The organism is Terrabacter sp. C0L_2, assembly GCF_036352015.1.
In the GTDB taxonomy this organism is placed as follows: Bacteria; Actinomycetota; Actinomycetes; order Actinomycetales; family Dermatophilaceae; genus Terrabacter; species Terrabacter tumescens.
Window position 1 is genome coordinate 4,585,851 of the sequence record NZ_CP143557.1, and the last position, 23,137, is coordinate 4,608,987.

Here is a 23,137-nt window from a genome sequence, read left to right on the forward strand (position 1 = left end):
GGTCAGGCCTGCTCATTCTCGGTGCTGGCCGCGGCGGGGGCCTCGGCAGCAGCGGTCTCGTTCACTGCCGGAGCAGCGGCGGTCTCGTTGCGGTCACCACGACGGGCGCGGTTCGGACGGTCACCGCCGTCACGACGCGGACCACGCGACGGGCGCGGAGCGGCGGCCTGCTGGGCAGCGAGCTCCTTGGCCGTCATGTCGCCCTTGTAGATCCACACCTTGACGCCGATGCGGCCGAACGTGGTGCGGGCCTCGTAGAAGCCGTAGTCGATCTGCGCACGCAGCGTGTGCAGCGGGACGCGACCCTCGCGGTAGAACTCGGTGCGGCTCATCTCGGCGCCGTTGAGACGGCCGGAGACCTGCACGCGGATGCCCTTGGCGCCGGCGCGCTGGGCGGACTGCATGCCCTTGCGCATGGCGCGGCGGAACGCCACACGGGCCGAGAGCTGCTCGGCGATGCCCTGGGCGACCAGCTGCGACACGATCTCGGGGTTCTTGACCTCGAGGATGTTGAGCTGGACCTGCTTGCCCGTGAGCTTCTCGAGCTCGCCGCGGATGCGGTCGGCCTCGGCGCCACGGCGACCGATGACGATGCCCGGGCGGGCGGTGTGGATGTCGACGCGGACGCGGTCACGGGTGCGCTCGATCTCGACCGAGGCGATGCCCGCGCGCTCCATGCCCTTCTCCATCAGGCGACGGATGGCGACATCTTCCTTGACGTAGTCGCGGTAGCGCTGACCCGACTTCGTCGAGTCGGCGAACCAGCGGCTCTTGTGGTCCGTCGTGATGCCGAGACGGAAGCCATGGGGGTTGACCTTCTGACCCATCAGCGGGCTCCCTTCGTGTTCTCCGGCTGCGCGACGACCACGGTGATGTGGCTCGTGCGCTTGTTGATGCGTCCGGCGCGGCCCTGGGCACGCGGGCGGAAACGCTTCATCGTCGGGCCCTCGTCCACGAACGCGGCCGTGATGACGAGGTTGCGCTCGTCGAAGGCGACCGACTCGCGGTCGGCCTTGACGCGGGCGTTGGCGATGGCGCTCTCGAGGACCTTCTTGACCGGGTCGGAGGCCGACTGCGGAGCGAAGGTGAGCACCGTGACGGCGTCGGTGGCGGCCTTGCCGCGGATCAGGTCCACGACACGGCGAGCCTTCTGCGGGCTGACACGGACGTGCCGCGCCGAAGCCTTGGCTTCCATGACTTCTTCCTTGGATTCGGTGGCCATCAGCGACGACGACCCTTCTTGTCGTCCTTCACGTGACCCTTGAACGTGCGGGTCGGTGCGAACTCGCCGAGCTTGTGGCCGACCATCGACTCGGTGACGAACACCGGGACGTGCTTGCGGCCGTCGTGGACGGCGAAGGTGTGGCTCAGCATGGCCGGGCTGATGACCGAACGGCGCGACCAGGTCTTGATGACGTTCTTCGTGCCCGCTTCGTTCTGGGCGTCCACCTTCTTCTGAAGGTGGTCGTCGATGAAGGGGCCCTTCTTCAGGCTACGAGGCATTCCAAAGGCTCCTTATCAGCGCTTCTTGCCAGTACGGCGGCGACGAACGATGAGCTTGTCGCTTTCCTTGTGTCCCTTGCGGGTGCGGCCCTCGGCCTGACCCCAGGGGCTGACGGGGTGACGTCCACCGGACGTCTTGCCCTCTCCACCACCGTGCGGGTGGTCGACCGGGTTCATGGCGACACCACGGACGGTCGGGCGCTTGCCCTTCCAGCGCATGCGGCCGGCCTTGCCCCAGTTGATGTTGCTCTGCTCGGCGTTGCCCACCTCGCCGACGGTCGCGCGGCAGCGCGCGTCGACGTTGCGGATCTCGCCGGACGGCATACGCAGCTGGGCGTAGGGGCCGTCCTTGGCGACGAGCTGCACGCGAGCACCCGCGGAGCGGGCGATCTTGGCGCCGCCACCGGGCTTGAGCTCGATCGCGTGGACGACCGTACCCACGGGGATGTTGCGCAGCGGGAGGCTGTTGCCCGGCTTGATGTCGGCCGCGGGGCCGTTCTCGATCGGGTCGCCCTGCTTGAGCTTGTTCGGCGCGAGGATGTAGCGCTTCTCGCCGTCGGAGTACTGCACGAGCGCGATGCGCGCGGTGCGGTTGGGGTCGTACTCGATGTGAGCGACCTTGGCCGGCACGCCGTCCTTGTCATGGCGACGGAAGTCGATGACGCGGTAGGCGCGCTTGTGACCGCCACCGATGTGACGCGTCGTGATGCGGCCGGCGTTGTTGCGGCCACCGGTCTTCGTCAGCGGGCGAACCAGCGACTTCTCAGGAGTGGTTCGCGTGATCTCGACGAAGTCGGCGACCGACGAGCCACGACGGCCCGGTGTGGTCGGCTTGTACTTGCGGATACCCATGTTCGTTAAGTCTCTCTTCGTCTATCTCAGGCGCCCGCACCGAAGATGTCGATCGTGCCCTCGCGGAGGGAGACGATCGCACGCTTGGTGTCCTTGCGCTTGCCGAGGCCGAATCGGGTGCGACGGGTCTTGCCCTGGCGGTTCAGGGTGTGGACCTTGTCGACCTTGACGTCGAAGATCGCCTCGATGGCGATCTTGATCTCCGTCTTGTTCGCACGGGGATCGACGATGAAGGTGTACTTGCCCTCGTCGAGCAGCCCGTAGGACTTCTCGGAGACGACCGGCGCGATCAGGATGTCGCGGGGGTCCTTGGTGTGGATGCTCACTTGGTGGCCTCCTTGTCGGCCTTGTCGGCCTTCACGGGACCGGCGACGAACGCGTCGAGGGCGGCCTGGGTGAAGACGATGTCATCGGCGCACAGGACGTCGTAGGTGTTGAGCTGGTCGGCGACCAGCACGTGGACGTTCTGCAGGTTGCGGACCGACTTCATCGCGATGTCGTCGCCACGCTCGAGCACGACGAGCAGGTTGGGGCGCTCGGTCAGGCCGGCCAGCAGGGCGGCGGCGTCCTTCGCCGAGGGCAGCTCGCCCGAGACGATGGAGTCGACGACGTGGATGCGGTCGAAGCGGGCCCGGTCGGAGAGGGCACCGCGCAGGGCGGCGGCCTTCATCTTCTTGGGGGTGCGCTGCGAGTAGTCACGCGGCTGCGGGCCGTGGACGACGCCACCGCCGGCGAACTGCGGCGCGCGGGTCGAGCCCTGACGGGCGCGGCCGGTGCCCTTCTGGCGGTACGGCTTGCGCCCACCGCCGCGGACCTCGCCGCGGGTCTTCGTCGAGTGCGTGCCCTGACGAGCAGCCGCGAGCTGGGCCACCACGACCTGGTGGATCAGCGGGACGTTGGTCTGGACGTCGAAGATCTCGGCGGGGAGGTTCTGCGTCTTGGTTGCCATGTCGTTCATGCACCCTTCGCAGCCGTGCGGATCAGGACGATGCCACCGCGGGGGCCGGGAACGGCACCCTTGATGAGCAGCAGGCCCTTCTCGGCGTCAACGGCGTGGATCTGGAGGTTCTGGGTCGTCTGGCGAACGCCACCCATGCGACCAGCCATGCGCATGCCCTTGAAGACACGGCCCGGGGTCGAGCAGCCGCCGATGGAGCCCGGCTTGCGGTGGTTGCGGTGGGCACCGTGCGAGGAGCTGACACCGTGGAAGCCGTGACGCTTCATGACACCGGCGAAGCCCTTGCCCTTGGTCGTGCCCGTGGCGTCGACGCGCTGGCCGGCCTCGAAGGACTCGGCCGTGATCTCCTGGCCGAGCTCGTAGGCGGCGGCGTCGGCCGTGCGCAGCTCGACGAGGTGACGGCGCGGCGTGACGCCGGCCTTCTCGAAGTGGCCGCTCATGGGCTTGTTCACCTTGCGCGGGTCGATCGCACCGAAGGCGATCTGGACCGCGGAGTAGCCGTCGGTCTCGTCGGCACGCACCTGCGTCACGACGCAGGGGCCGGCCTTGACCACGGTCACGGGGACGAGCTTGTTGTCTGCGTCCCACACCTGGGTCATGCCGAGCTTCTCGCCGAGCACGCCCTTGACGTTCTTCTGAGCAACAGTCATCTGGGGCCGCCTCAGAGCTTGATCTCGATGTTGACGTCCGCCGGCAGGTCGAGACGCATCAGCGAGTCGACGGCCTTGGGCGTCGGGTCGATGATGTCGATGAGGCGCTTGTGCGTGCGCATCTCGAAGTGCTCGCGGCTGTCCTTGTACTTGTGCGGCGACCGGATGACGACGAAGACGTTCTTCTCCGTCGGCAGCGGGACGGGGCCCACCACGGTCGCGCCGGCGCGCGTCACTGTGTCAACGATCTTCCGGGCCGAGTTGTCGATGACCTCGTGGTCGTACGACTTCAGCCGGATGCGGATCTTCTGTCCCGCCATCTGATGAACGTCTCTCTCTCGCTTCTGACTACCGGTTCCCTTGGCATCCGACCCCCGAGGTCGGGCGTGTCGCGCCCGCTTCGCGGTGAAAGGTGCGCACCTGAGTGCCACTTTCGTGTGGATTGCCCGGCCGAACCGGGTAACTTGCGCTTCCCTCGGGCCTCCGAGAGGAGTCCGGGCGAGTCCCCGTCAGGAGGCTCTCAAGGGGCGGCGCCACCGACATGGGTCAGCGACGCGCGTCAAGCAACCTGAACAGTGTGCCAGAGCGCGCACCGCACTATCAAATCGGGCCGATGGCCTGCCGCAGGTCCGCGCCGGTGGCGCGTCGCGTCCCGCCGGACCGGTTCCGGTCGGCCGGGCCGGGTCTCAGGCCGCGGGTCGGGCGCAGGCCGCGGTGCCGCCGGGGAGCTGGTGACGGTGGGCGGCGACCCAACGGTAGGCGTGCGCCGCCACCCAGGAGACGCCGGGCGCCATGAGCAGGTGCCCGAACGGACGCCATGCCGGGGCGCCGTGCGTCGCGGCCGTGGCGATGGCCCGGTGACCCGACCGGATCGAGCCGTCCGCCGTGATGAACTGGGCCGCCTCGTCGCACTGCTGCTCCGTCAGGCCCACGGCCGCGAGGTCGATCTCCTGCCAGGCCCGCACGTCGTAGCGGCCGCGCCGGTCGACCCACCGCTTGACGAGCTCGACGCTGCGCGTGCAGAAGGCGCAGTCGGCGTCGTAGACGAGGGTCGGCCGCTGGGGCACGAAGAGCGTGGTCTCCACGTCTCCATCCTCGCACCCGAGCGGCGCGCAGGCCGGGTCACCCCTGGCGTATGCCGTCACTCCCCCGTCGCGGTCGACCTCGGTCGCCGGGCGGCGGGGTCGTCAGGCCGGCGCGAGGAAGGCACTGAGGGCGCCGGCGTACATGGCGGGGTCCTCGGCGCCCATCAGCTCGCGCGTGCTGTGCATGGAGAGTGCCGCCGCCCCGAAGTCGACCGTGGTCGCACCGGTCAGCGACGACGTCACGGGTCCGACCGTGGAGCCGCACGGCAGGTCGCTGCGGGTGACGAACGTCTGCATCGGCACCCCGGCCTGCTCGCAGGCCATCCGGAACGCCGCTGCGCCGATCGAGTCGGTCGCGTAGCGCAGGTTGGTGTTGACCTTGAGGACCGGGCCGCCGTTGACGCGGATCTGGTGCATCGGCTCGTGCCGTTCGGCGTAGTTCGGGTGGGTGGCATGCCCCATGTCGCCCGAGGCGATGACGGTCGCGGCGAGGGCGCGCCAGTAGTCGTCGCGGGTGCCCCCACCGGCGATGACGATGCGCTCCAGGACCGAGGGCAGCAGCGTCGAGGTCGCGCCCCGCTCGGAGGTGCTGCCGATCTCCTCGTGGTCGAACAGCACGAGAACCGGGACGTGCGCGGGCTCGGTGGCCACGGCGTCGAGCAGGGCCCGCACACCGGCATACGAGGTCGCGAGGTTGTCGAGGCGAGGAGCCGCGATGAGCTCGCGGGCGCGCCCGAGTCGGGTCGAGGGCTGGATCGGGTGGGTCATGACGTCCCACGAGAGGACGTCCTCGCGGTCGACGCCGACCTGCTCGGCGAGGTAGCCGACGAAGTCGCCCGGCTCGTCCCCCACGCCCCACAGCGGCTCCATGTGCGCCTGCTTGTTGAGGCTGAGGGCCTCGTTCTGCGTGCGGTCGAGGTGGATGGCCAGCTGCGCGACCCTCAGCAGGGCGTCACGTCCGTGGAAGGTGCGCGACTCGACTCCCTCGCGTCCCCGCACGGCCACCCTGCCGGCGAGGCCGAGGTCGCGGTCGAGCCACGAGCTGAGGATGAGGCCGCCGTAGGGCTCAATGCCGAGCAGCTGCCAGCCGGCGCGGCTGTGGTCGGGGTTGGGCTTGACGCGCAGGTTGGGGCTGTCGGTGTGGGCACCGACGACGCGGAAGCCCGCGGCGGGGCCGGCGCCCGAGCCGTGCGCGCCCGTCGTGTCCCAGGCGATGAGGGAGCCGCCGCGCACGAGGTAGTGGCGGCCGGGGGCGGTCGGCCACGGTGCGCGCTCGTCGACCTCGGTGAAGCCCTCGGCGGTGAGCCGCAGCGCGGCCTGCTCGCACGCGTGGAACGGGGTGGGGCTCGCGTCGACGTAGTCGATGAGGCCCTCGGCTTCGGTGTCGGTGTCGAACGAGTGCGCCATGGCGACCGACCCTATCCGCCCGCCGGGAGGCCCGAACGGGCGGATGGCAGGATCGCCCGCATGTCCGACGCCACGCTCCGCTCCCTCGTCGACGACCTCGCCTCCCCGGACCCCGCCGTCCGCGACGAGGGGGCGTATGCCGCCCTGGCGCGACGGGTGCGTGAGGGTGCCGTCTCCGCGGACGACCGGTCGTGGCTGGCCGGGGCGATGCTCGAGCGGCTCGGTCACGAGCGCGTGGAGGCCCGCGCCTTCGCACCGCTCGTCCTCGCCTCCCTCGTCGCCGCCGGGGACTTCGACGACGCTTGGCTGCCCGCGGTGTCACGGTGGTACGTCGGCGAGCAGGACCTGCGCGGCCATGACCCCGAGCTGGGTTGGGTTCACGCCGTCGCTCACGGGGCCGACTTCTTCGGCGAGTGCGGGGCTGCCGGCGTCGGGGACCCGGCCGTGCTGCTCGACGCCCTCGCCCGGCGGCTCGTCGCACCGACCACGTTCGTGTGGAGAGACCAGGAGGAGGACCGCCTCGCCTGCGCCGTCGCGCTCGTGCTGTCGCGCGACGACGTCGACGGGTCGGTGGCCGTCGGATGGCTCGAGCACGTGCGCACGATGTTCGCCTCGGGTGCGCCCGGTGCGGTGCCGGCCGAGGCCAGCAACACGATGCGGACGCTGCGCTCGCTGCACGTCGCCCTGGGTGAGGACGTGCTGCGTGGAGACGAGCCGGTCGTGGTGCCGCACGCAGGGCTCGTCCGTCGAGAGCTCGCCCGCCTCCTCGCCGAGGTGACGCCGTGGTTCTGGCGGCCCCGCTCCGGCTGAGCCGCGGGGAGTGCTCCCCATTGGCCGGACCGCCCGAGTCTGCCTAGGGTCGGGGCGCGGCCACCCTCGGCCGCCACGGACGTCGACAGCTCGGGGAGGGCCAGCCGTGGTCGTGTACAGGAAGGGCGCCGATCCGGACGCCCTGGAGCGCAGTGCGGGTCAGCTCGACCGCTTCGCCGGCGAGTGCCGGGCCGCGCGCAGCGCCGTCGACCACGCCGTCGGTGCGCTCGGAACTGCTTGGGGCGGAAGCGACTTCGACTCCTTCCGTGGGGACTGGCGCTCTTCGGCCCCCAGCATCGACGCCCTCGAACGTGCCCTGCACGGTCTCGGCGCAAAGCTGCGTGACAACGCCGCGAAGCAGCGCGGCACCAGCGGGAACGGCGGCGGCACAGGGGGATCCGGCGGGTCCGGTGGTGCAGGCCCGTTCGGCGCAGGGGTGCCGATGTCCTTCGGTCCCACCCCTTCTCCGTCCCCGGGTCCGGCGCCGACCCCGACGACTCCCCCGCCGCCGGCGACGACGGGCACCGGTGGTCCCGTCGACGGCTACGACTTCGGCGAGCCGAAGAAGCCGGACATCGAGTGGGACGAGGGCTTCGAGTACGACTCCAAGGACTCGAACTGGCAGGACCACATCGCCAAGCTCGAGTGGATGGCCAAGCTCGAGGGCGGCCGCATCGTCAAGTCCGACCTCGACGACGCCACGGCGATGTACGCCCACTACTGGGACAACAATGGCGAGCCGATCCGCTTCGACTACGAGGAGGGCTACAAGGAGGACCCGTCGATCGCGGCCAACGTCAACTCCGAGGTCGCCCGCACCGCCGCCGCTGTCGACGAGATGGTGCGCAACGGCAACTCGCACTTCAGCATGACCGGCGACGCGCACGCGGCGACGGCCTACCCCGAGACCGAGAACTGGCAGAAGACGATCGGGGGCTACCAGCAGTGGAGCAGCGCCGACGTCACCGTGGAGAACGGCCAGGTCTCCATGCAGGTCACCGTGCACGCCGAGGACTACTACAACTTCAACCCCGGCCAGGCCGACATCGCGAGCGGCGCCGGCGACAACGAGAACGGCCGCTTCACCGAGATCGGCTGGGCCAAGCCCTTCCCGTCGAGCGGCGACGTGACGCGTACGATCACGTGGCCGGTCGGCTCACCGCCGCCGAGCATCGACGTGGGTCCGGGCGATGTCGAGCGCAGCCCCGGTCCGGGTCGTGAGGACCGAGCCGACGAACGAGGAAGCAGCCGATGAGGACCCGAGCCGCCATGGCCGCCAGCGCAGCCCTGCTGACCCTCGCCGCCACTGCCGCGTGCAGCACCGACCCGACGCCCCCCACCGACCGCACGAGGAGCACCGTGAGCAGCGCGACCAAGACCGGCACCGGCGACGTGCGCACCGACCTCGACCCCCTGACCAAGCGGTTCGACGCCCTGGGCCGGCCCGTCTCGGCCACGTGGATGTCGGGCACCCTCGGCGGCGACGCCCCGGGACCGTCGACGTACTGGATCGACGCCGTCGTGAAGGTGACCCCCGAGACGGCCGCCACCCTGCGCGCCACCTCCCCCGAGCCCACCACCGAGACCCCGGCCGTCGAGGACGGCGTGCGCTCGGCCCTGCCCACCGGGCAGCTGCTCCGCTCGACGGCGCTCGACGCGCTCTTCGCGCAGGGCTCCTTCCGTGCCAAGGCCTACCTCGCCGCCGACTCCGATACCGTCGTGCTCGTCGCCCTCGGCCAGTAGCCGCTCCAGGCACCACGGGCCACCTCAGGCGGTGGCTAGGCTCCCCAGCACGCCGCGCAGCACGCGCTCGGCCTCCCCCTGGCGCGGACCTGCCACGAACAGCAGCACGACCCGCCCACTCCGTTGCACCCGCGCCTCGACCGCGACGAACCCGCCGTCCGCGTCCTCGAAGCCGATGACCTTCGCCGGCCCGAACCGTGACGACCACCGCCGGATCTCGATGTCCCCCTTGGCCTCCTTCACCAGGGCATGCCCGACCTCGGATCGAAGGAGCCGTGCTTCGCCGACGACGCCACCGGCATACGAGCCCGAGGAGCGGGGCGGGTGACGTGGGGAGCGGCATCGGAGGCGGCCACCCGGCATACGAAAGGACTCGTGCGGCTGGGACCGGCCGCCGACGCTCTCGCCGCGACCCGCGTCGCACGTCCCGTGACGACCTCGGATGACAGCGGGCGTCGTGGTGGAGGTATGCGGAAGGGCCCGCCCCGCCGAAGCGGAACGGGCCCTACCGATGAAGCAGTGCTGCAGGTGCAGCGTCAGATCACTTGATGATCTTCGTGACGCGACCGGCGCCGACCGTGCGGCCACCCTCACGGATGGCGAACTTGAGGCCGTCCTCCATGGCGATCGGCTGGATGAGCTCGACCGTCATGTCGGTGTTGTCACCGGGCATGACCATCTCGGTGCCCTCGGGCAGGTGCACGACACCCGTCACGTCCGTCGTACGGAAGTAGAACTGCGGACGGTAGTTGTCGTAGAACGGCGTGTGACGGCCGCCCTCGTCCTTCGAGAGGATGTAGACCTGAGCCTCGAAGTCCGTGTGCGGGGTGATCGAGCCCGGCTTGCAGATGACCTGCCCGCGCTCGACGTCCTCGCGCTTGGTGCCACGAAGGAGCAGACCGACGTTCTCACCGGCGCGACCCTCGTCGAGCAGCTTGCGGAACATCTCGACGCCCGTGACGGTCGTCTTGGCCGGCGGACCGGTGTGGATGCCGACGATCTCGATCTCCTCGTTGACCTTGAGGATGCCGCGCTCGATACGACCGGTGACGACGGTGCCACGACCGGTGATCGTGAAGACGTCCTCGACGGGCATGAGGAACGGCTTGTCGACGTCGCGCTCGGGCTCCGGGATGGAGTTGTCGACGGCGTCCATGAGGTCGAGGACCGACTGGCCCCACTTCTCGTCGCCCTCGAGCGCCTTGAGCGCCGAGACCTGCACGACGGGAAGGTCGTCGCCCGGGAACTCGTACTGCGACAGGAGCTCACGGACCTCCATCTCGACGAGCTCGAGGATCTCCTCGTCGTCGACCATGTCGGCCTTGTTGAGCGCCACGACGATGTAGGGGACGCCGACCTGGCGGGCCAGGAGGACGTGCTCCTTCGTCTGCGGCATGGGGCCGTCGGTGGCGGCGACCACGAGGATCGCGCCGTCCATCTGAGCCGCACCCGTGATCATGTTCTTCACGTAGTCAGCGTGGCCCGGGCAGTCGACGTGGGCGTAGTGACGACCCTCCGTCTGGTACTCGATGTGCGCGATCGAGATCGTGATACCGCGCTGGCGCTCCTCGGGAGCCTTGTCGATGTCCTCGAACGCGAACTGGGGGTTCAGGTCGGGGTACTTGTCGTGCAGAACCTTGGAAATCGCAGCCGTCAGCGTCGTCTTGCCGTGGTCGATGTGACCGATGGTGCCGATGTTGACGTGCGGCTTGGTCCGCTCGAACTTTGCCTTCGCCACTGTGGTCCTCCTCAGGACTTTCTTGTGTTACGCCGTACGACCAGGGCAGGACGTGGCGCGATGGGGTGGTTTCCGATGGAAGAGACTACGGGATGTCCCGCAGTCACTCCCCGCGGGTCTTCTTGATGATCTCCTCGGCAACGGCCTTGGGGACCTCTGCGTAGGAGTCGAACTCCATGGAGAAGCTCGCGCGACCCTGCGTCTTGGAGCGCAGGTCGCCGACGTAGCCGAACATCTCGGACAGCGGGACGAGGCCCTTGACGACCTTGGCGCCGCTGATGTCCTCCATGCCCTGGATCTGGCCACGGCGAGAGTTGATGTCACCGATGACGTCGCCCATGTAGTCCTCGGGCGTACGCACCTCGACGGCCATCATCGGCTCGAGCAGGACCGGGTCCGCCTTCTTGATGGCCTCCTTGAGGACCATCGAGCCGGCGATCTTGAACGCCATCTCCGAGGAGTCGACGTCGTGGTACGCACCGTCGTTGAGCGTCGCCTTGATGCCCACGAGCGGGTAGCCGGCGAGCACGCCGTACTGCATCGCGTCCTGGATACCGGCGTCGACCGACGGGATGTACTCACGCGGCACGCGACCACCGGTGACGGCGTTGACGAACTCGTACATCGAGCCGTCCTCGGTCTCACCCAGCGGCTCGAAGCTGACCTGGACCTTGGCGAACTGGCCAGAGCCACCGGTCTGCTTCTTGTGCGTGTAGTCGTACTTGAGGACGGGACGACGGATCGTCTCGCGGTAGGCCACCTGCGGCTTGCCGACGTTGGCCTCGACCTTGAACTCGCGCTTCATGCGGTCGACCAGGATGTCGAGGTGCAGCTCACCCATGCCGGCGATGATCGTCTGGCCGGTGTCCTCGTCGTGGTGGACCTGGAAGGTCGGGTCCTCGGCCGAGAGCTTCTGGATGGCCGTGCCGAGCTTCTCCTGGTCACCCTTGGTCTTGGGCTCGATGGCGACCTGGATGACGGGGTCCGGGAAGGTCATCGACTCGAGCACGATCTGCTCGTCGATGTCCGACAGGGTGTCACCGGTCGTCGTGTCCTTAAGGCCGATGGCCGCGTAGATGTGGCCGGCCATGGCCTCCTCGACGGGGTTCTCCTTGTTGGCGTGCATCTGGAAGAGCTTCCCGATGCGCTCCTTGCGGCCCTTGGTCGAGTTGATGACGCTCGTGCCCGAGCTGATGTGGCCCGAGTAGACGCGGATGAAGGTCAGCGTGCCGAAGAACGGGTGCGTGGCGACCTTGAAGGCGAGCGCCGAGAACGGCTCGTCCTTGCTGGGCGCACGCGTCAGCTCGACGGTCTCGTCGCCGGGCTTGTGGCCGATCATCGGGGGCACGTCGAGCGGCGACGGGAGGTAGTCCACGACGGCGTCGAGCATCGGCTGCACGCCGCGGTTCTTGAACGCGGAGCCACAGAAGACCGGGTAGAGCTCGGAGTTGACCGTGAGCTTGCGGATGCCGCCCTTGATCTCCTCCGGGGTCAGCTCCTCGCCACCGAGGTACTTCTCCATGAGCTCGTCGTCGGACTCGGCGACGCGCTCGACGAGTGCCATGCGGTACTCCTCGGCCTTGGCCTGCAGGTCCGCCGGGATCTCGGCGATCTCGTACTTGGCACCCATGGTCACGTCGCCCTTGGCGTCGCCGGGCCACACGAGGGCACGCATGTAGACGAGGTCGATGACACCGAGGAAGTCGTTCTCGGCACCGATCGGGAGCTGCATGACGAGGGGCTCCGCACCGAGGCGGTCCTTGATCGTCTGCACGGTGAAGTAGAAGTCCGCGCCGAGCTTGTCCATCTTGTTGACGAAGCAGATGCGGGGCACGTCGTACTTGTCGGCCTGGCGCCACACCGTCTCGGACTGGGGCTCGACACCCTCCTTGCCGTCGAACACCGCGACGGCACCGTCGAGGACGCGCAGCGAGCGCTCCACCTCGACCGTGAAGTCGACGTGCCCGGGGGTGTCGATGATGTTGACCTGGGTGCCTTCCCAGAAGGAGGTCACGGCGGCAGACGTGATCGTGATGCCGCGCTCCTTCTCCTGCTCCATCCAGTCGGTCGTCGACGCACCGTCGTGGGTCTCACCGATCTTGTGGTTGACACCGGTGTAGAAGAGGATGCGCTCCGTCACCGTGGTCTTGCCAGCGTCGATGTGCGCCATGATGCCGATGTTGCGGACCTTCTTGAGGTCCGTCAGGACGTCGAGTGCCACGTCAGGTTTCTCGTCTCATTCGTCGTGGGGTGAAATCTAGGGGCGCCGGGGGCCACGTCTCGTGACGGGCGGGCGCGTGCCCGGCGGTATGCCGTGGAGCGAGCTCCCCGGCATACCGACCGGACCGCTGGGTCACCAGCGGTAGTGCGCGAAGGCCTTGTTGGACTCGGCCATCTTGTGCGTGTCCTCGCGGCGCTTGACAGCGGCACCGAGGCCGTTGCTCGCGTCGAGGATCTCGTTCATGAGGCGCTCGGTCATCGTCTTCTCGCGACGCTGCCGCGAGTAGCCGACGAGCCAGCGCAGGGCGAGCGTGGTCGAGCGGTTCGGCTTGACCTCGATCGGCACCTGGTAGGTCGCGCCACCGACGCGACGGCTCTTGACCTCCATGGCCGGCTTGACGTTGTCGAGCGCACGCTTGAGCGTGGCGACGGGGTCGGTGCCGGTCTTCTGGCGGCAGCCCTCGAGGGCGCCGTAGACGATCGTCTCGGCGATCGACTTCTTGCCGTCCAGGAGGATCTTGTTGACGAGCTGCGTGACGAGCGGGCTGGAGTAGACCGGGTCGACGACGAGTGGGCGCTTCGGAGCGGGTCCCTTACGAGGCATCAGCTCTTCTCCTTCTTCGCGCCGTAACGGCTACGAGCCTGCTTGCGGTTCTTGACACCCTGGGTGTCGAGCGTGCCGCGGACGATCTTGTAACGCACACCCGGGAGGTCCTTCACACGACCACCGCGGACGAGCACGATCGAGTGCTCCTGCAGGTTGTGGCCGACGCCGGGGATGTAGGCCGTGACCTCGATGCCGGAGCTGAGGCGCACACGGGCGACCTTGCGCAGGGCAGAGTTCGGCTTCTTGGGGGTGGTGGTGTACACGCGGGTGCACACACCGCGGCGCTGGGGCGAGCCCTTGAGCGCCGGGGTCTTGGCCTTGCTGGCCTTGTCCTGGCGGCCCTTGCGGACCAGCTGGTTGATGGTAGGCAACCTGGTTACTCCATAACGTTGCTCGTTGTCAGGCGTCCGGGAGGACGCCTCCTTGGCTGTTCGGCTCCTCGACCCCCGAGGTCGGGCGTGTCGGAACCGGTTCTTCCCCCTGCACTCCCCCTCCGTCCCGGCTGCCGGAAGGCGGTCGGAAGGAAGGATTGCCCGGCGGAAGGTGTGCTCTGGACCGCAGTGATGTCACGTCCGCGAGGAGCGGGCGGACAGGGCACCGAGGCCGTCATCGCGCATGCCTGAGTGCGTGCCTCAGACACAGTGTTCAAGCGTACCGGGGCGCGGCACGCCGACCAAATCGGTGTGACCGGCCCTGACGGCTCCGATGCGGTATGCAGTGTGGCGAGCTCGCGGAGCCGGCTCCCCCGGGCGACTCGCGCGGCCCACCACCTCGGTGACGGGCTCGTGTCAGCCCAGACGCCAGTCGCCGGCGTACATGTGCAGCACGGGCACGCCGAGGGCCTCACGGGCGCGCGAGGCCCAGTCGGTGTGGAAGGTGTCCTCGACGGCGTGCGGCTCGGTCACGACGACGACCTCCTGGGCCCCGAGCCGGGCGACCTCCTCGACGAGCGTCGGCATGGGGTCGTCGGCCGTGATCTCGCCCGTGGCCACGACGGAGTGGCTCTCGAACTCGGCGAGGGTCCGGGACAGGGCCGTGTCGGCGTCGGCGTGCGCCTCGACCCGATCGACGGGGCGCAGGGACTCGAGGGCCTCGCGCATCTCGAAGAGGCTCAGGTGGTTGAGGAAGGAGCTGAGCAGGTTGCGGTCGGTGTCGGCCGGCACGAGCACGCGGTAGGTGGGCGACTCCTCCTCGTGCAGCGCGATGATCTTGTCGACGTCGACCGGCTTGAGCGCCTCCTCCGTGAGCACGATGATCGCGGGCGTGGGGCCGCTGTCGGCCGGCTCTCCCCCGTCGGCTGCAGTAGGCGCCACCGACGCGGCGGACTCGTCAGCAGTGGTGGGGGCGGTGGCGGCGAGCTCGTCGGGCTCTGGCGCGTTCGGCACGGCGGCCGTGGGCTCGGTCATGCGACCACCCTACCGAGGCGCACAGAGGTCCTCGCACGCCCTCGAGCGACCCGAGGCGGCGGGGGACGTGCCGGAACGCCGCTGGGCCGGCTCCCCTGTCGGGAAGCCGGCCCAGCGGCATACGTGGTGCACGAGAGGTGGTCACCGGCCGCCGCTCACGCGGCGGCCGATGGCCCGCTCAGAACTGGTCGAGACCGAGAGCCTCGTCGTCGAGGCGGATGGCCTCGCCCGTGCCCGAACCGAAGCCTGCGTAGTCGTAGGCGTCGTAGCTCGGCAGCGAGTACATCGCGGCCTTGGCCTCCTCGGTCGGCTCCACCTTGACGTTCCGGTAGCGGGGCAGGCCCGTGCCGGCAGGGATGAGCTTTCCGAGGATGACGTTCTCCTTGAGGCCGAGCAGCGGGTCGGACTTGGCCTCCATGGCGGCCTGCGTGAGCACGCGGGTCGTCTCCTGGAAGGACGCGGCCGACAGCCACGACTCGGTCGCGAGCGAGGCCTTGGTGATGCCCATGAGCTCGGGACGTCCGGCGGCCGGACGGCCACCCTCGGCCATGACGCGACGGTTCTCGTCCTCGAAGCGACCACGCTCGGCGAGCTCGCCGGGCAGCAGGTCGGCGTCGCCGGCCTCGATGATCGTCACGCGACGCAGCATCTGGCGCACGATGACCTCGATGTGCTTGTCGTGGATCGACACACCCTGCTGGCGGTACACGCGCTGGACCTCGTCCACCAGGTGCTTCTGCGCAGCGCGCGGGCCGAGGATGCGAAGGACCTGCTTGGGGTCGATCGCGCCCTGGACCAGCTTGGTGCCGACCTCGACGTGGTCGCCGTCGGCGACGACGAGGCGCGAGCGCTTGCTCACCGGGTAGGCGTGCTGCTCGGAGCCGTCGTCCGGCGTGAGCAGGATCCGGCGCGCCTTGTCGGTGTCCTCGATCTCGACGCGGCCGGTGGCCTCGGCGATGGGAGCGACACCCTTGGGCGTGCGGGCCTCGAACAGCTCGACGACACGCGGCAGACCCTGGGTGATGTCGTCGGCCGCGGCCGCACCACCGGTGTGGAAGGTACGCATCGTCAGCTGCGTGCCGGGCTCACCGATCGACTGGGCCGCGATGATGCCGACGGCCTCGCCGATGTCGACGAGCTTGCCCGTCGCGAGCGAACGGCCGTAGCAGGCGGCACAGGTGCCGACCTTGCTGTCGCAGGTGAGGACCGAACGGATCCGCACCTCGTCGACACCGGCCGCGTAGAGCGCGTCGATGACGACGTCACCGAGGTCGATGCCGGCCACGGCGAGGGTCTCGCCGTCGACGACGACGTCCTCGGCCAGCGTGCGGGCGTAGACCGAGGCCTCGACGACCTCGCTCGGCGCACGCGTGCCCGTGGTCTCGTTGACCTGGGCGATCGGCAGCTTGAGGCCACGCTCGGTGCCACAGTCGTCCTCACGGATGATGACGTCCTGCGACACGTCGACGAGACGACGCGTGAGGTAGCCCGAGTCGGCGGTACGAAGCGCCGTGTCGGCCAGACCCTTACGGGCACCGTGCGTCGAGATGAAGAACTCGAGCACCGTGAGGCCCTCACGGAAGTTCGCCTTGATCGGGCGCGGGATGATCTCGCCCTTCGGGTTGGCCATCAGGCCTCGCATGCCGGCGATCTGACGGATCTGGAACCAGTTACCACCAGCACCCGAGGACACCATCCGGTAGATGGGGTTCGTGCGCGGGAAGTTGGTCTCCATCTCCTTGGCGACCTGGTTGGACGCCTGGGTCCAGATCTCGACGAGCTCCTGGCGACGCTCGTCGTCGGTGATCAGACCGCGCTCGTACTGCGTCTGGACCTTGGCGGCCTTGGTCTCGTAGCCCTCGAGGATGTTCGTCTTGTTGTCCGGCGTGGTGACGTCGGAGATCGCGACGGTGCAGCCCGAGCGGGTCGACCAGTGGAAACCGGCCTCCTTCAGGGCGTCGAGGGACGCGGCGACCTGGACCTTGGAGTAGCGCTCCGCGAGGTCGTTGACGATCGCCGAGAGCCGCTTGCGGTCGACCGGGCGGTTCTCGAACGGGTAGTCGAGCGGCAGCGTGTCGTTGAAGATGGCGCGGCCGAGCGTCGTCTCGAGCGTGATGCTCTTGACGATGCCGTCCTCGCCGGCCTCGACACCCTCGGGCAGCTCGAAGCCGGCCGGGGGCACCGCGTCCGTCAGGCGCAGCTTGATCGCCGAGCCGAGCAGGATCTCGCCACGGTCGAAGGCCATGCGGGCCTCCGAGGGGGACGAGAACGCGCGACCCGCGCCGGGGCCACCACCGTCGACCGCGTCGGTCAGGTGATAGATGCCGGTGATCATGTCCTGGGTCGGCATGGTCACGGGGCGACCGTCAGCCGGCTTGAGGATGTTGTTGCTCGACAGCATGAGGATGCGGGCCTCGGCCTGCGCCTCTGCCGACAGCGGCACGTGGACGGCCATCTGGTCACCGTCGAAGTCGGCGTTGAAGGCCGAGCAGACGAGCGGGTGGATCTGGATGGCCTTGCCCTCGACGAGCTGCGGCTCGAACGCCTGGATGCCGAGACGGTGCAGCGTGGGCGCACGGTTGAGCAGCACGGGGTGCTCGGTGATGACCTCTTCGAGGACGTCCCACACGACCGGACGGGCACGCTCGACCATGCGCTTGGCCGACTTGATGTTCTGCGCGTGGTCGAGGTCGACCAGGCGCTTCATCACGAACGGCTTGAACAGCTCGAGCGCCATCTGCTTGGGCAGACCGCACTGGTGCAGCTTCAGCTGCGGGCCGACGACGATGACCGAACGGCCGGAGTAGTCGACGCGCTTGCCGAGCAGGTTCTGGCGGAAACGACCCTGCTTGCCCTTGAGCATGTCGGACAGCGACTTGAGCGGACGGTTGCCGGGACCCGTGACCGGGCGACCACGACGGCCGTTGTCGAAGAGGCTGTCGACGGCCTCCTGGAGCATGCGCTTCTCGTTGTTGACGATGATCTCGGGCGCACCGAGGTCGAGGAGGCGCTTCAGGCGGTTGTTGCGGTTGATGACGCGACGGTAGAGGTCGTTGAGGTCCGAGGTCGCGAAGCGGCCACCGTCGAGCTGCACCATCGGGCGCAGGTCCGGCGGGATGACCGGGATCGCGTCGAGGACCATGCCCGACGGGTGGTTCGTCGTCATCTGGAAGGCGTTGACGACCTTGAGGCGCTTGATCGCACGGGTCTTCTTCTGGCCCTTGCCGGTGGCGATGATCTCCTGGAGGAGGTCAGCCTCGGCGTCGAGGTCGAAGGACTCGAGGCGCTTCTGGATCGCCGCGGCGCCCATCCCGCCCTCGAAGTACAGACCGAAGCGGTCACGCATCTCGCGGTAGAGGATCTCGTCGCCCTCGAGGTCCTGGACCTTGAGGTTCTTGAAGCGGTCCCAGACCTGCTCGAGGCGCTCGACCTGCTGGTCGGCACGCTTGCGGATGTTGTTCATCTCGCGCTCGGCCTGGTCGCGGACCTTGCGCTTCGCGTCGGCCTTGGCACCCTCGGCCTCGAGCTCGGCCACGTTGCGCTCGAGCAGCTGCGCACGGGACTCGACGTCGGCGTCGCGGCGGTTCTCGATCTCCTTCTTCTCGACCTGGATCTGCGCCTCGAGCGACGGCAGGTCAGCGTGACGCTGGTCCTCGTCGACGGACGTGATCATGTAGGCCGCGAAGTAGATGACCTTCTCGAGGTCCTTCGGGGCGAGGTCGAGCAGGTAGCCGAGGCGGCTCGGGACACCCTTGAAGTACCAGATGTGGGTGACGGGGGCGGCGAGCTCGATGTGGCCCATCCGCTCACGACGCACCTTGGCGCGCGTGACCTCGACGCCACAGCGCTCACAGATGATGCCCTTGAAGCGGACGCGCTTGTACTTGCCGCAGTTGCACTCCCAGTCCCGGGTGGGGCCGAAGATGCGCTCGCAGAACAGGCCCTCCTTCTCGGGCTTGAGCGTGCGGTAGTTGATGGTCTCGGGCTTCTTGACCTCGCCGTGGCTCCACTGGCGGATGGACTCCGCAGTGGCAAGGCCGATGCGCAGCTCGTCGAAGAAGTTGACGTCGAGCACGTGGTTCCTTCTCTCGTAACTCTCGTTAAGTCTTTGGTCTGAGTGGTGTTCGTTGACGAGGGTGCGTATGCCGCTCAGCGGGCCGAGCGGCATACGCACCGCTTGTCGTTAGGGGGCCTTCTCAGACCTCTTCGACGCTGGACGGCTCACGCCGGCTCAGGTCGATGCCGAGCTCCTCCGCCGCGCGGAAGACCTCCTCGTCGGACTCCTTCATCTCGATCGTCGTGCCGTCGGAGCTCAGGACCTCGACGTTGAGACACAGCGACTGCATCTCCTTGAGGAGGACCTTGAACGACTCCGGGATGCCCGAGTCGGGGATGTTCTCGCCCTTGACGATGGCCTCGTAGACCTTCACGCGACCGGGAACGTCGTCCGACTTGATCGTCAGCAGCTCCTGGAGCGTGTAGGCGGCGCCGTACGCCTCGAGGGCCCAGACCTCCATCTCACCGAAGCGCTGGCCACCGAACTGGGCCTTACCGCCGAGCGGCTGCTGGGTGATCATCGAGTAGGGACCCGTGGAGCGAGCGTGGATCTTGTCGTCGACGAGGTGGTGGAGCTTGAGGATGTACATGTAGCCGACGGCCACCGGCTCGGGGAACGGCTCGCCGGAGCGGCCGTCGAACAGGCGCGTCTTGCCCGAGGCGTCGATGAGGCGGACCCCGTCGCGCGTCTTGAGCGTCGAGTCGAGCAGACCCGTGACCACGTCCTCGGAGGCACCGTCGAAGACCGGCGTCGCCACGCGCGAGCCCGCGGGGGCCTCGTGCGCGTCGGGCGCGATCTCCTTGGCCCACTCCGGGTTGCCCTCGATCTTCCAGCCGCGCGAGGCGGCCCAGCCGAGGTGCAGCTCGAGGATCTGGCCGAGGTTCATCCGTCGCGGCACACCGTGCGGGTTGAGCACGACGTCGACCGGCGTGCCGTCCTCGAGGAAGGGCATGTCCTCGACCGGGAGGATCTTGGAGATGACACCCTTGTTGCCGTGGCGGCCGGCGAGCTTGTCACCGTCGGTGATCTTGCGCTTGTTGGCCACGTAGACGCGGACGAGCTGGTTGACGCCGGGCGGCAGGTCGTCGCCCAGGTCGGCGCGGAACTCCTTGACGCCGATGACCGTGCCGGTCTCGCCGTGGGGCACCTTGAGGCTCGTGTCGCGGACCTCGCGGGCCTTCTCACCGAAGATGGCGCGCAGCAGGCGCTCCTCCGGCGTCAGCTCGGTCTCACCCTTGGGCGTGACCTTGCCGACGAGCAGGTCGCCGTCGCGGACCTCGGCGCCGACGCGGATGATGCCGCGCTCGTCGAGGTCGGCCAGGACCTCCTCGGAGACGTTCGGGATGTCCCGGGTGATCTCCTCGGGGCCGAGCTTGGTGTCACGGGCGTCGACCTCGTGCTCCTCGATGTGGATCGAGGAGAGGACGTCGTCCTGGACCAGGCGCTGGCTGAGGATGATCGCGTCCTCGTAGTTGTGGCCCTCCCACGACATGAACGCGACGAGCAGGTTGCGCCCGAGCGCCATCTCGCCACCCTCGGTGGCGGGACCGTCGGCGATGACGCCGCCGGCCTCGAGACGGTCACCCTCGTTGACGACGACCACCTGGTTGTAGCTCGTGCCTTGGTTGGAGCGCGCGAACTTGGCGATGCGGTACGTCTGGTAGGTGCCGTCGTCGTTGGCGACGGTGACGAGGTCGGCCGACACCTCCTGCACGACGCCGGCCTTCTCGGCGCGGACGACGTCGCCCGAGTCGAGGGCGGCGCGGAACTCCATGCCGGTGCCGACGATCGGCGCCTCGCTCTTGACGAGCGGGACGGCCTGACGCTGCATGTTGGCGCCCATGAGGGCACGGTTGGCGTCGTCGTGCTCGAGGAACGGGATCATCGCGGTCGCGGCCGAGACCATCTGGCGCGGCGAGACGTCCATGTAGTCGACCTCGTCGCCGGGGACGAGCTCGACCTCTCCACCCTTGGTGCGCACGAGCACGCGGTCCTCGGTGAAGTTGTTCTGCTTGTCGAGCGGCGCGTTGGCCTGGGCGACGACGTAGCGGTCCTCCTCGTCGGCGGACAGGTAGTCGATCTCGTCGGTGACGTGACCGTCACGCACCTTGCGGTACGGCGTCTCGATGAAGCCGAACGCGTTGATGCGACCGTAGGACGCGAGCGAGCCGATGAGGCCGATGTTCGGGCCTTCCGGGGTCTCGATCGGGCACATGCGGCCGTAGTGCGACGGGTGGACGTCACGGACCTCCATCTGGGCACGGTCACGGGAGATACCACCCGGGCCGAGCGCGGACAGGCGACGCTTGTGCGTCAGACCCGCGAGCGGGTTGTTCTGGTCCATGAACTGCGAGAGCTGCGACGTGCCGAAGAACTCCTTGATCGAGGCCACCACGGGGCGGATGTTGATCAGGGTCTGCGGGGTGATCGCCTCGACGTCCTGCGTGGTCATGCGCTCGCGGACGACGCGCTCCATGCGGGACAGGCCGGTGCGGACCTGGTTCTGGATGAGCTCGCCGACGGAGCGGAGGCGACGGTTGCCGAAGTGGTCGATGTCGTCGACCTCGACGCGGACGTCGATCTCCTCGCCGTTCTTCGTGCCCTTCATCGAGTCCTGGCCGTCGTGCAGCGTGACGATGAACTTGATCGTCTTGACGATGTCGTCGATCGACAGGGTCGAGTCGTTGATCGAGGCGTCGAGACCGAGCTTCTTGTTCACCTTGTAGCGGCCGACCTTGGCGAGGTCGTAGCGCTTGCCGTTGAAGTAGAGGTTGTCGAGCAGGGTCTGCGCGGCCTCCTTGGTCGGCGGCTCGCCCGGGCGCAGCTTGCGGTAGATGTCGAGCAGCGCGTCGTCCTGGCCCTGGGTGTGGTCCTTCTCCAGGGTGAGGCGCATCGACTCGAACTCGCCGAACTCCTCGAGGATCTGGGCCTCGGTCCAGCCGAGGGCCTTGAGGAGCACCGTGACCGACTGCTTGCGCTTGCGGTCGACGCGGACGCCGACCATGTCGCGCTTGTCGATCTCGAACTCGAGCCAGGCACCGCGGCTCGGGATGATCTTGGCCGTGTAGATGTCCTTGTCGGACGTCTTGTCGGGCGTGCGCTCGAAGTAGACGCCCGGGCTGCGGACGAGCTGGCTGACGACGACACGCTCGGTGCCGTTGATGATGAAGGTGCCGCGCTCGGTCATGAGCGGGAAGTCACCCATGAAGACCGTCTGGCTCTTGATCTCACCCGTCTGGGCGTTCATGAACTCGGCGGTGACGAAGAGGGGTGCGTCGTACGTCTGGTCGCGCTCCTTGCACGACTCGATCGTCTTGCGGGTCTCCTCGAAGCGGTGGTCGCGGAACGACAGCGACATCGAGCCGCTGAAGTCCTCGATCGGGGAGATCTCCTCGAAGATCTCCTCGAGCCCGGACCGGTCGGGGACGTCGGTGCGTCCCTCGGCCTTGGCCGCGGCGACGCGAGCCTGCCAGCGCTCGTTGCCGAGCAGCCAGTCGAAGCTCTCCGTCTGAAGCGCCAGGAGGTCGGGGACCTCGAGTGGTTCGCGAATCTTCGCGAAGGACAGACGCCCCGAAGGGGTCTGTGCGGTGGACATGTTCGTCGCAGTACGCGAGGCAGCCAAGGAGGGTCCTTCCACGGGCCTTTTTCGAATCTTCAGATCCGCGTTGCCGCATGGCTCCGCTCGCGGGTCCCGAGGTCAGACCGGATGCCGCGTGGCATGGTGAGTGGCCTGACCGAGGTCGCGAGAGGTGGGCATGGGCAGCGCAAAGGCCTAGCCTACCCACAAAGGGCAGGAGTGTCCAGCCGGGTCAAGGAGCGGAGGTCCCCGTCCGAGAGCCCGTCCGGTCTCGAAACGAGACGGACGCCCTCGACTGACCTGCCACGCCCCCTGGACCGGGAGCTCGCGGTGCGAACGCGACGAATATGGCCCCCCGCGGGGCGCACGTCAAGACCCGGGCCACTCCAGGCGCGTCGCGACACGCCGCCCGGACCCGCCCGCAACCTCGCTGACCTGCGCCGATGCCCTCGCGGCGCGCGCGGACCCGGGGCCGTGGGAAGGGCCGCGCCCTAGCATGGGCACACACGAGAGATCTGTCGACG

21 protein-coding genes are annotated in these 23,137 nt (G+C 68.5%); 3 read left to right on the forward strand and 18 right to left on the reverse strand.

Going from position 1 to position 23,137, the window contains the following annotated elements; all coding sequences use genetic code 11:
* Positions 1–2: 2 nt before the first annotated feature.
* From rpsC to U5C87_RS21380, 10 genes are all read right to left on the reverse strand, one after another.
* Complete coding sequence (gene rpsC / locus U5C87_RS21335; protein WP_030194229.1) at positions 3–827, reverse strand: 30S ribosomal protein S3; 825 nt, start codon at positions 825–827, stop codon at positions 3–5.
* Positions 827–1,195, reverse strand: coding sequence for a 50S ribosomal protein L22 (gene rplV, locus U5C87_RS21340; protein ID WP_030194225.1), 369 nt, complete (start codon positions 1,193–1,195; stop codon positions 827–829). Before rplV ends, rpsC begins: the two co-directional genes overlap by 1 nt.
* A gap of 26 nt (positions 1,196–1,221) precedes the next feature.
* A complete protein-coding gene (gene rpsS / locus U5C87_RS21345; RefSeq protein ID WP_330474410.1) occupies positions 1,222–1,503 on the reverse strand; it encodes a 30S ribosomal protein S19 in 282 nt (93 codons plus the stop codon).
* A 15-nt stretch (positions 1,504–1,518) separates the two neighbouring features.
* Positions 1,519–2,355 (reverse strand): 50S ribosomal protein L2, encoded by an 837-nt coding sequence (gene rplB / locus U5C87_RS21350; protein WP_030194221.1) that lies wholly within the window; start codon positions 2,353–2,355, stop codon positions 1,519–1,521.
* A 26-nt stretch (positions 2,356–2,381) separates the two neighbouring features.
* Positions 2,382–2,681: a 50S ribosomal protein L23 gene (rplW, locus tag U5C87_RS21355; RefSeq protein WP_330474411.1), complete on the reverse strand. Its 300-nt coding sequence runs from the start codon at positions 2,679–2,681 to the stop codon at positions 2,382–2,384.
* Entirely contained in the window at positions 2,678–3,313 is a 636-nt protein-coding gene (rplD, locus tag U5C87_RS21360; RefSeq protein ID WP_030194217.1) for a 50S ribosomal protein L4, read from the reverse strand. The genes rplW and rplD overlap by 4 nt, the downstream gene beginning before the upstream one ends.
* A complete protein-coding gene (rplC, locus tag U5C87_RS21365; protein ID WP_030194212.1) occupies positions 3,310–3,963 on the reverse strand; it encodes a 50S ribosomal protein L3 in 654 nt (217 codons plus the stop codon). Before rplC ends, rplD begins: the two co-directional genes overlap by 4 nt.
* A gap of 11 nt (positions 3,964–3,974) precedes the next feature.
* Entirely contained in the window at positions 3,975–4,283 is a 309-nt protein-coding gene (rpsJ, locus tag U5C87_RS21370; RefSeq protein ID WP_009775966.1) for a 30S ribosomal protein S10, read from the reverse strand.
* Between the two features lie 366 nt (positions 4,284–4,649).
* The gene (locus U5C87_RS21375) at positions 4,650–5,048 is read right to left on the reverse strand and encodes a thiol-disulfide oxidoreductase DCC family protein (protein ID WP_330474412.1); all 399 of its coding nucleotides are present in this window, start codon (positions 5,046–5,048) and stop codon (positions 4,650–4,652) included.
* A gap of 102 nt (positions 5,049–5,150) precedes the next feature.
* Complete coding sequence (locus U5C87_RS21380; protein WP_330474413.1) at positions 5,151–6,455, reverse strand: M18 family aminopeptidase; 1,305 nt, start codon at positions 6,453–6,455, stop codon at positions 5,151–5,153.
* Positions 6,456–6,515: 60 nt separating this feature from the next.
* Between U5C87_RS21380 and U5C87_RS21385 the strand changes: the two genes are divergently transcribed.
* From U5C87_RS21385 to U5C87_RS21395, 3 genes are all read left to right on the forward strand, one after another.
* On the forward strand, positions 6,516–7,265 hold the full coding sequence (locus U5C87_RS21385) for a DUF2785 domain-containing protein (protein WP_330474414.1): 750 nt from the start codon (positions 6,516–6,518) through the stop codon (positions 7,263–7,265).
* A 106-nt stretch (positions 7,266–7,371) separates the two neighbouring features.
* Complete coding sequence (locus U5C87_RS21390) at positions 7,372–8,520, forward strand: WXG100 family type VII secretion target (protein WP_330474415.1); 1,149 nt, start codon at positions 7,372–7,374, stop codon at positions 8,518–8,520.
* Positions 8,517–9,008, forward strand: a complete 492-nt coding sequence (locus U5C87_RS21395; protein WP_330474416.1) for a hypothetical protein — start codon at positions 8,517–8,519, stop codon at positions 9,006–9,008. Before U5C87_RS21390 ends, U5C87_RS21395 begins: the two co-directional genes overlap by 4 nt.
* A gap of 24 nt (positions 9,009–9,032) precedes the next feature.
* Here U5C87_RS21395 and U5C87_RS21400 read toward each other — a convergent pair whose 3' ends face one another.
* From U5C87_RS21400 to rpoB, 8 genes are all read right to left on the reverse strand, one after another.
* Positions 9,033–9,251 carry a hypothetical protein gene (locus U5C87_RS21400; RefSeq protein WP_330474417.1) on the reverse strand — a complete coding sequence of 73 codons (219 nt, stop codon included), beginning with the start codon at positions 9,249–9,251 and terminating at the stop codon, positions 9,033–9,035.
* 298 nt (positions 9,252–9,549) lie between these two features.
* The gene (gene tuf / locus U5C87_RS21405; protein WP_020143252.1) at positions 9,550–10,746 is read right to left on the reverse strand and encodes an elongation factor Tu; all 1,197 of its coding nucleotides are present in this window, start codon (positions 10,744–10,746) and stop codon (positions 9,550–9,552) included.
* 103 nt (positions 10,747–10,849) lie between these two features.
* Entirely contained in the window at positions 10,850–12,967 is a 2,118-nt protein-coding gene (gene fusA, locus U5C87_RS21410) for an elongation factor G (protein ID WP_330474418.1), read from the reverse strand.
* A gap of 132 nt (positions 12,968–13,099) precedes the next feature.
* Positions 13,100–13,570 (reverse strand): 30S ribosomal protein S7, encoded by a 471-nt coding sequence (gene rpsG, locus U5C87_RS21415; protein ID WP_030194180.1) that lies wholly within the window; start codon positions 13,568–13,570, stop codon positions 13,100–13,102.
* Complete coding sequence (gene rpsL, locus U5C87_RS21420; protein ID WP_020143255.1) at positions 13,570–13,944, reverse strand: 30S ribosomal protein S12; 375 nt, start codon at positions 13,942–13,944, stop codon at positions 13,570–13,572. The genes rpsG and rpsL overlap by 1 nt, the downstream gene beginning before the upstream one ends.
* Positions 13,945–14,361: 417 nt before the next feature.
* The gene (locus tag U5C87_RS21425) at positions 14,362–14,979 is read right to left on the reverse strand and encodes a hypothetical protein (RefSeq protein WP_330474419.1); all 618 of its coding nucleotides are present in this window, start codon (positions 14,977–14,979) and stop codon (positions 14,362–14,364) included.
* Positions 14,980–15,157: 178 nt separating this feature from the next.
* Positions 15,158–19,054 carry a DNA-directed RNA polymerase subunit beta' gene (locus U5C87_RS21430; RefSeq protein WP_147066091.1) on the reverse strand — a complete coding sequence of 1,299 codons (3,897 nt, stop codon included), beginning with the start codon at positions 19,052–19,054 and terminating at the stop codon, positions 15,158–15,160.
* A 121-nt stretch (positions 19,055–19,175) separates the two neighbouring features.
* A complete protein-coding gene (gene rpoB, locus U5C87_RS21435; RefSeq protein WP_443082084.1) occupies positions 19,176–22,658 on the reverse strand; it encodes a DNA-directed RNA polymerase subunit beta in 3,483 nt (1,160 codons plus the stop codon).
* Between the last annotated feature and the right edge of the window lie 479 nt (positions 22,659–23,137).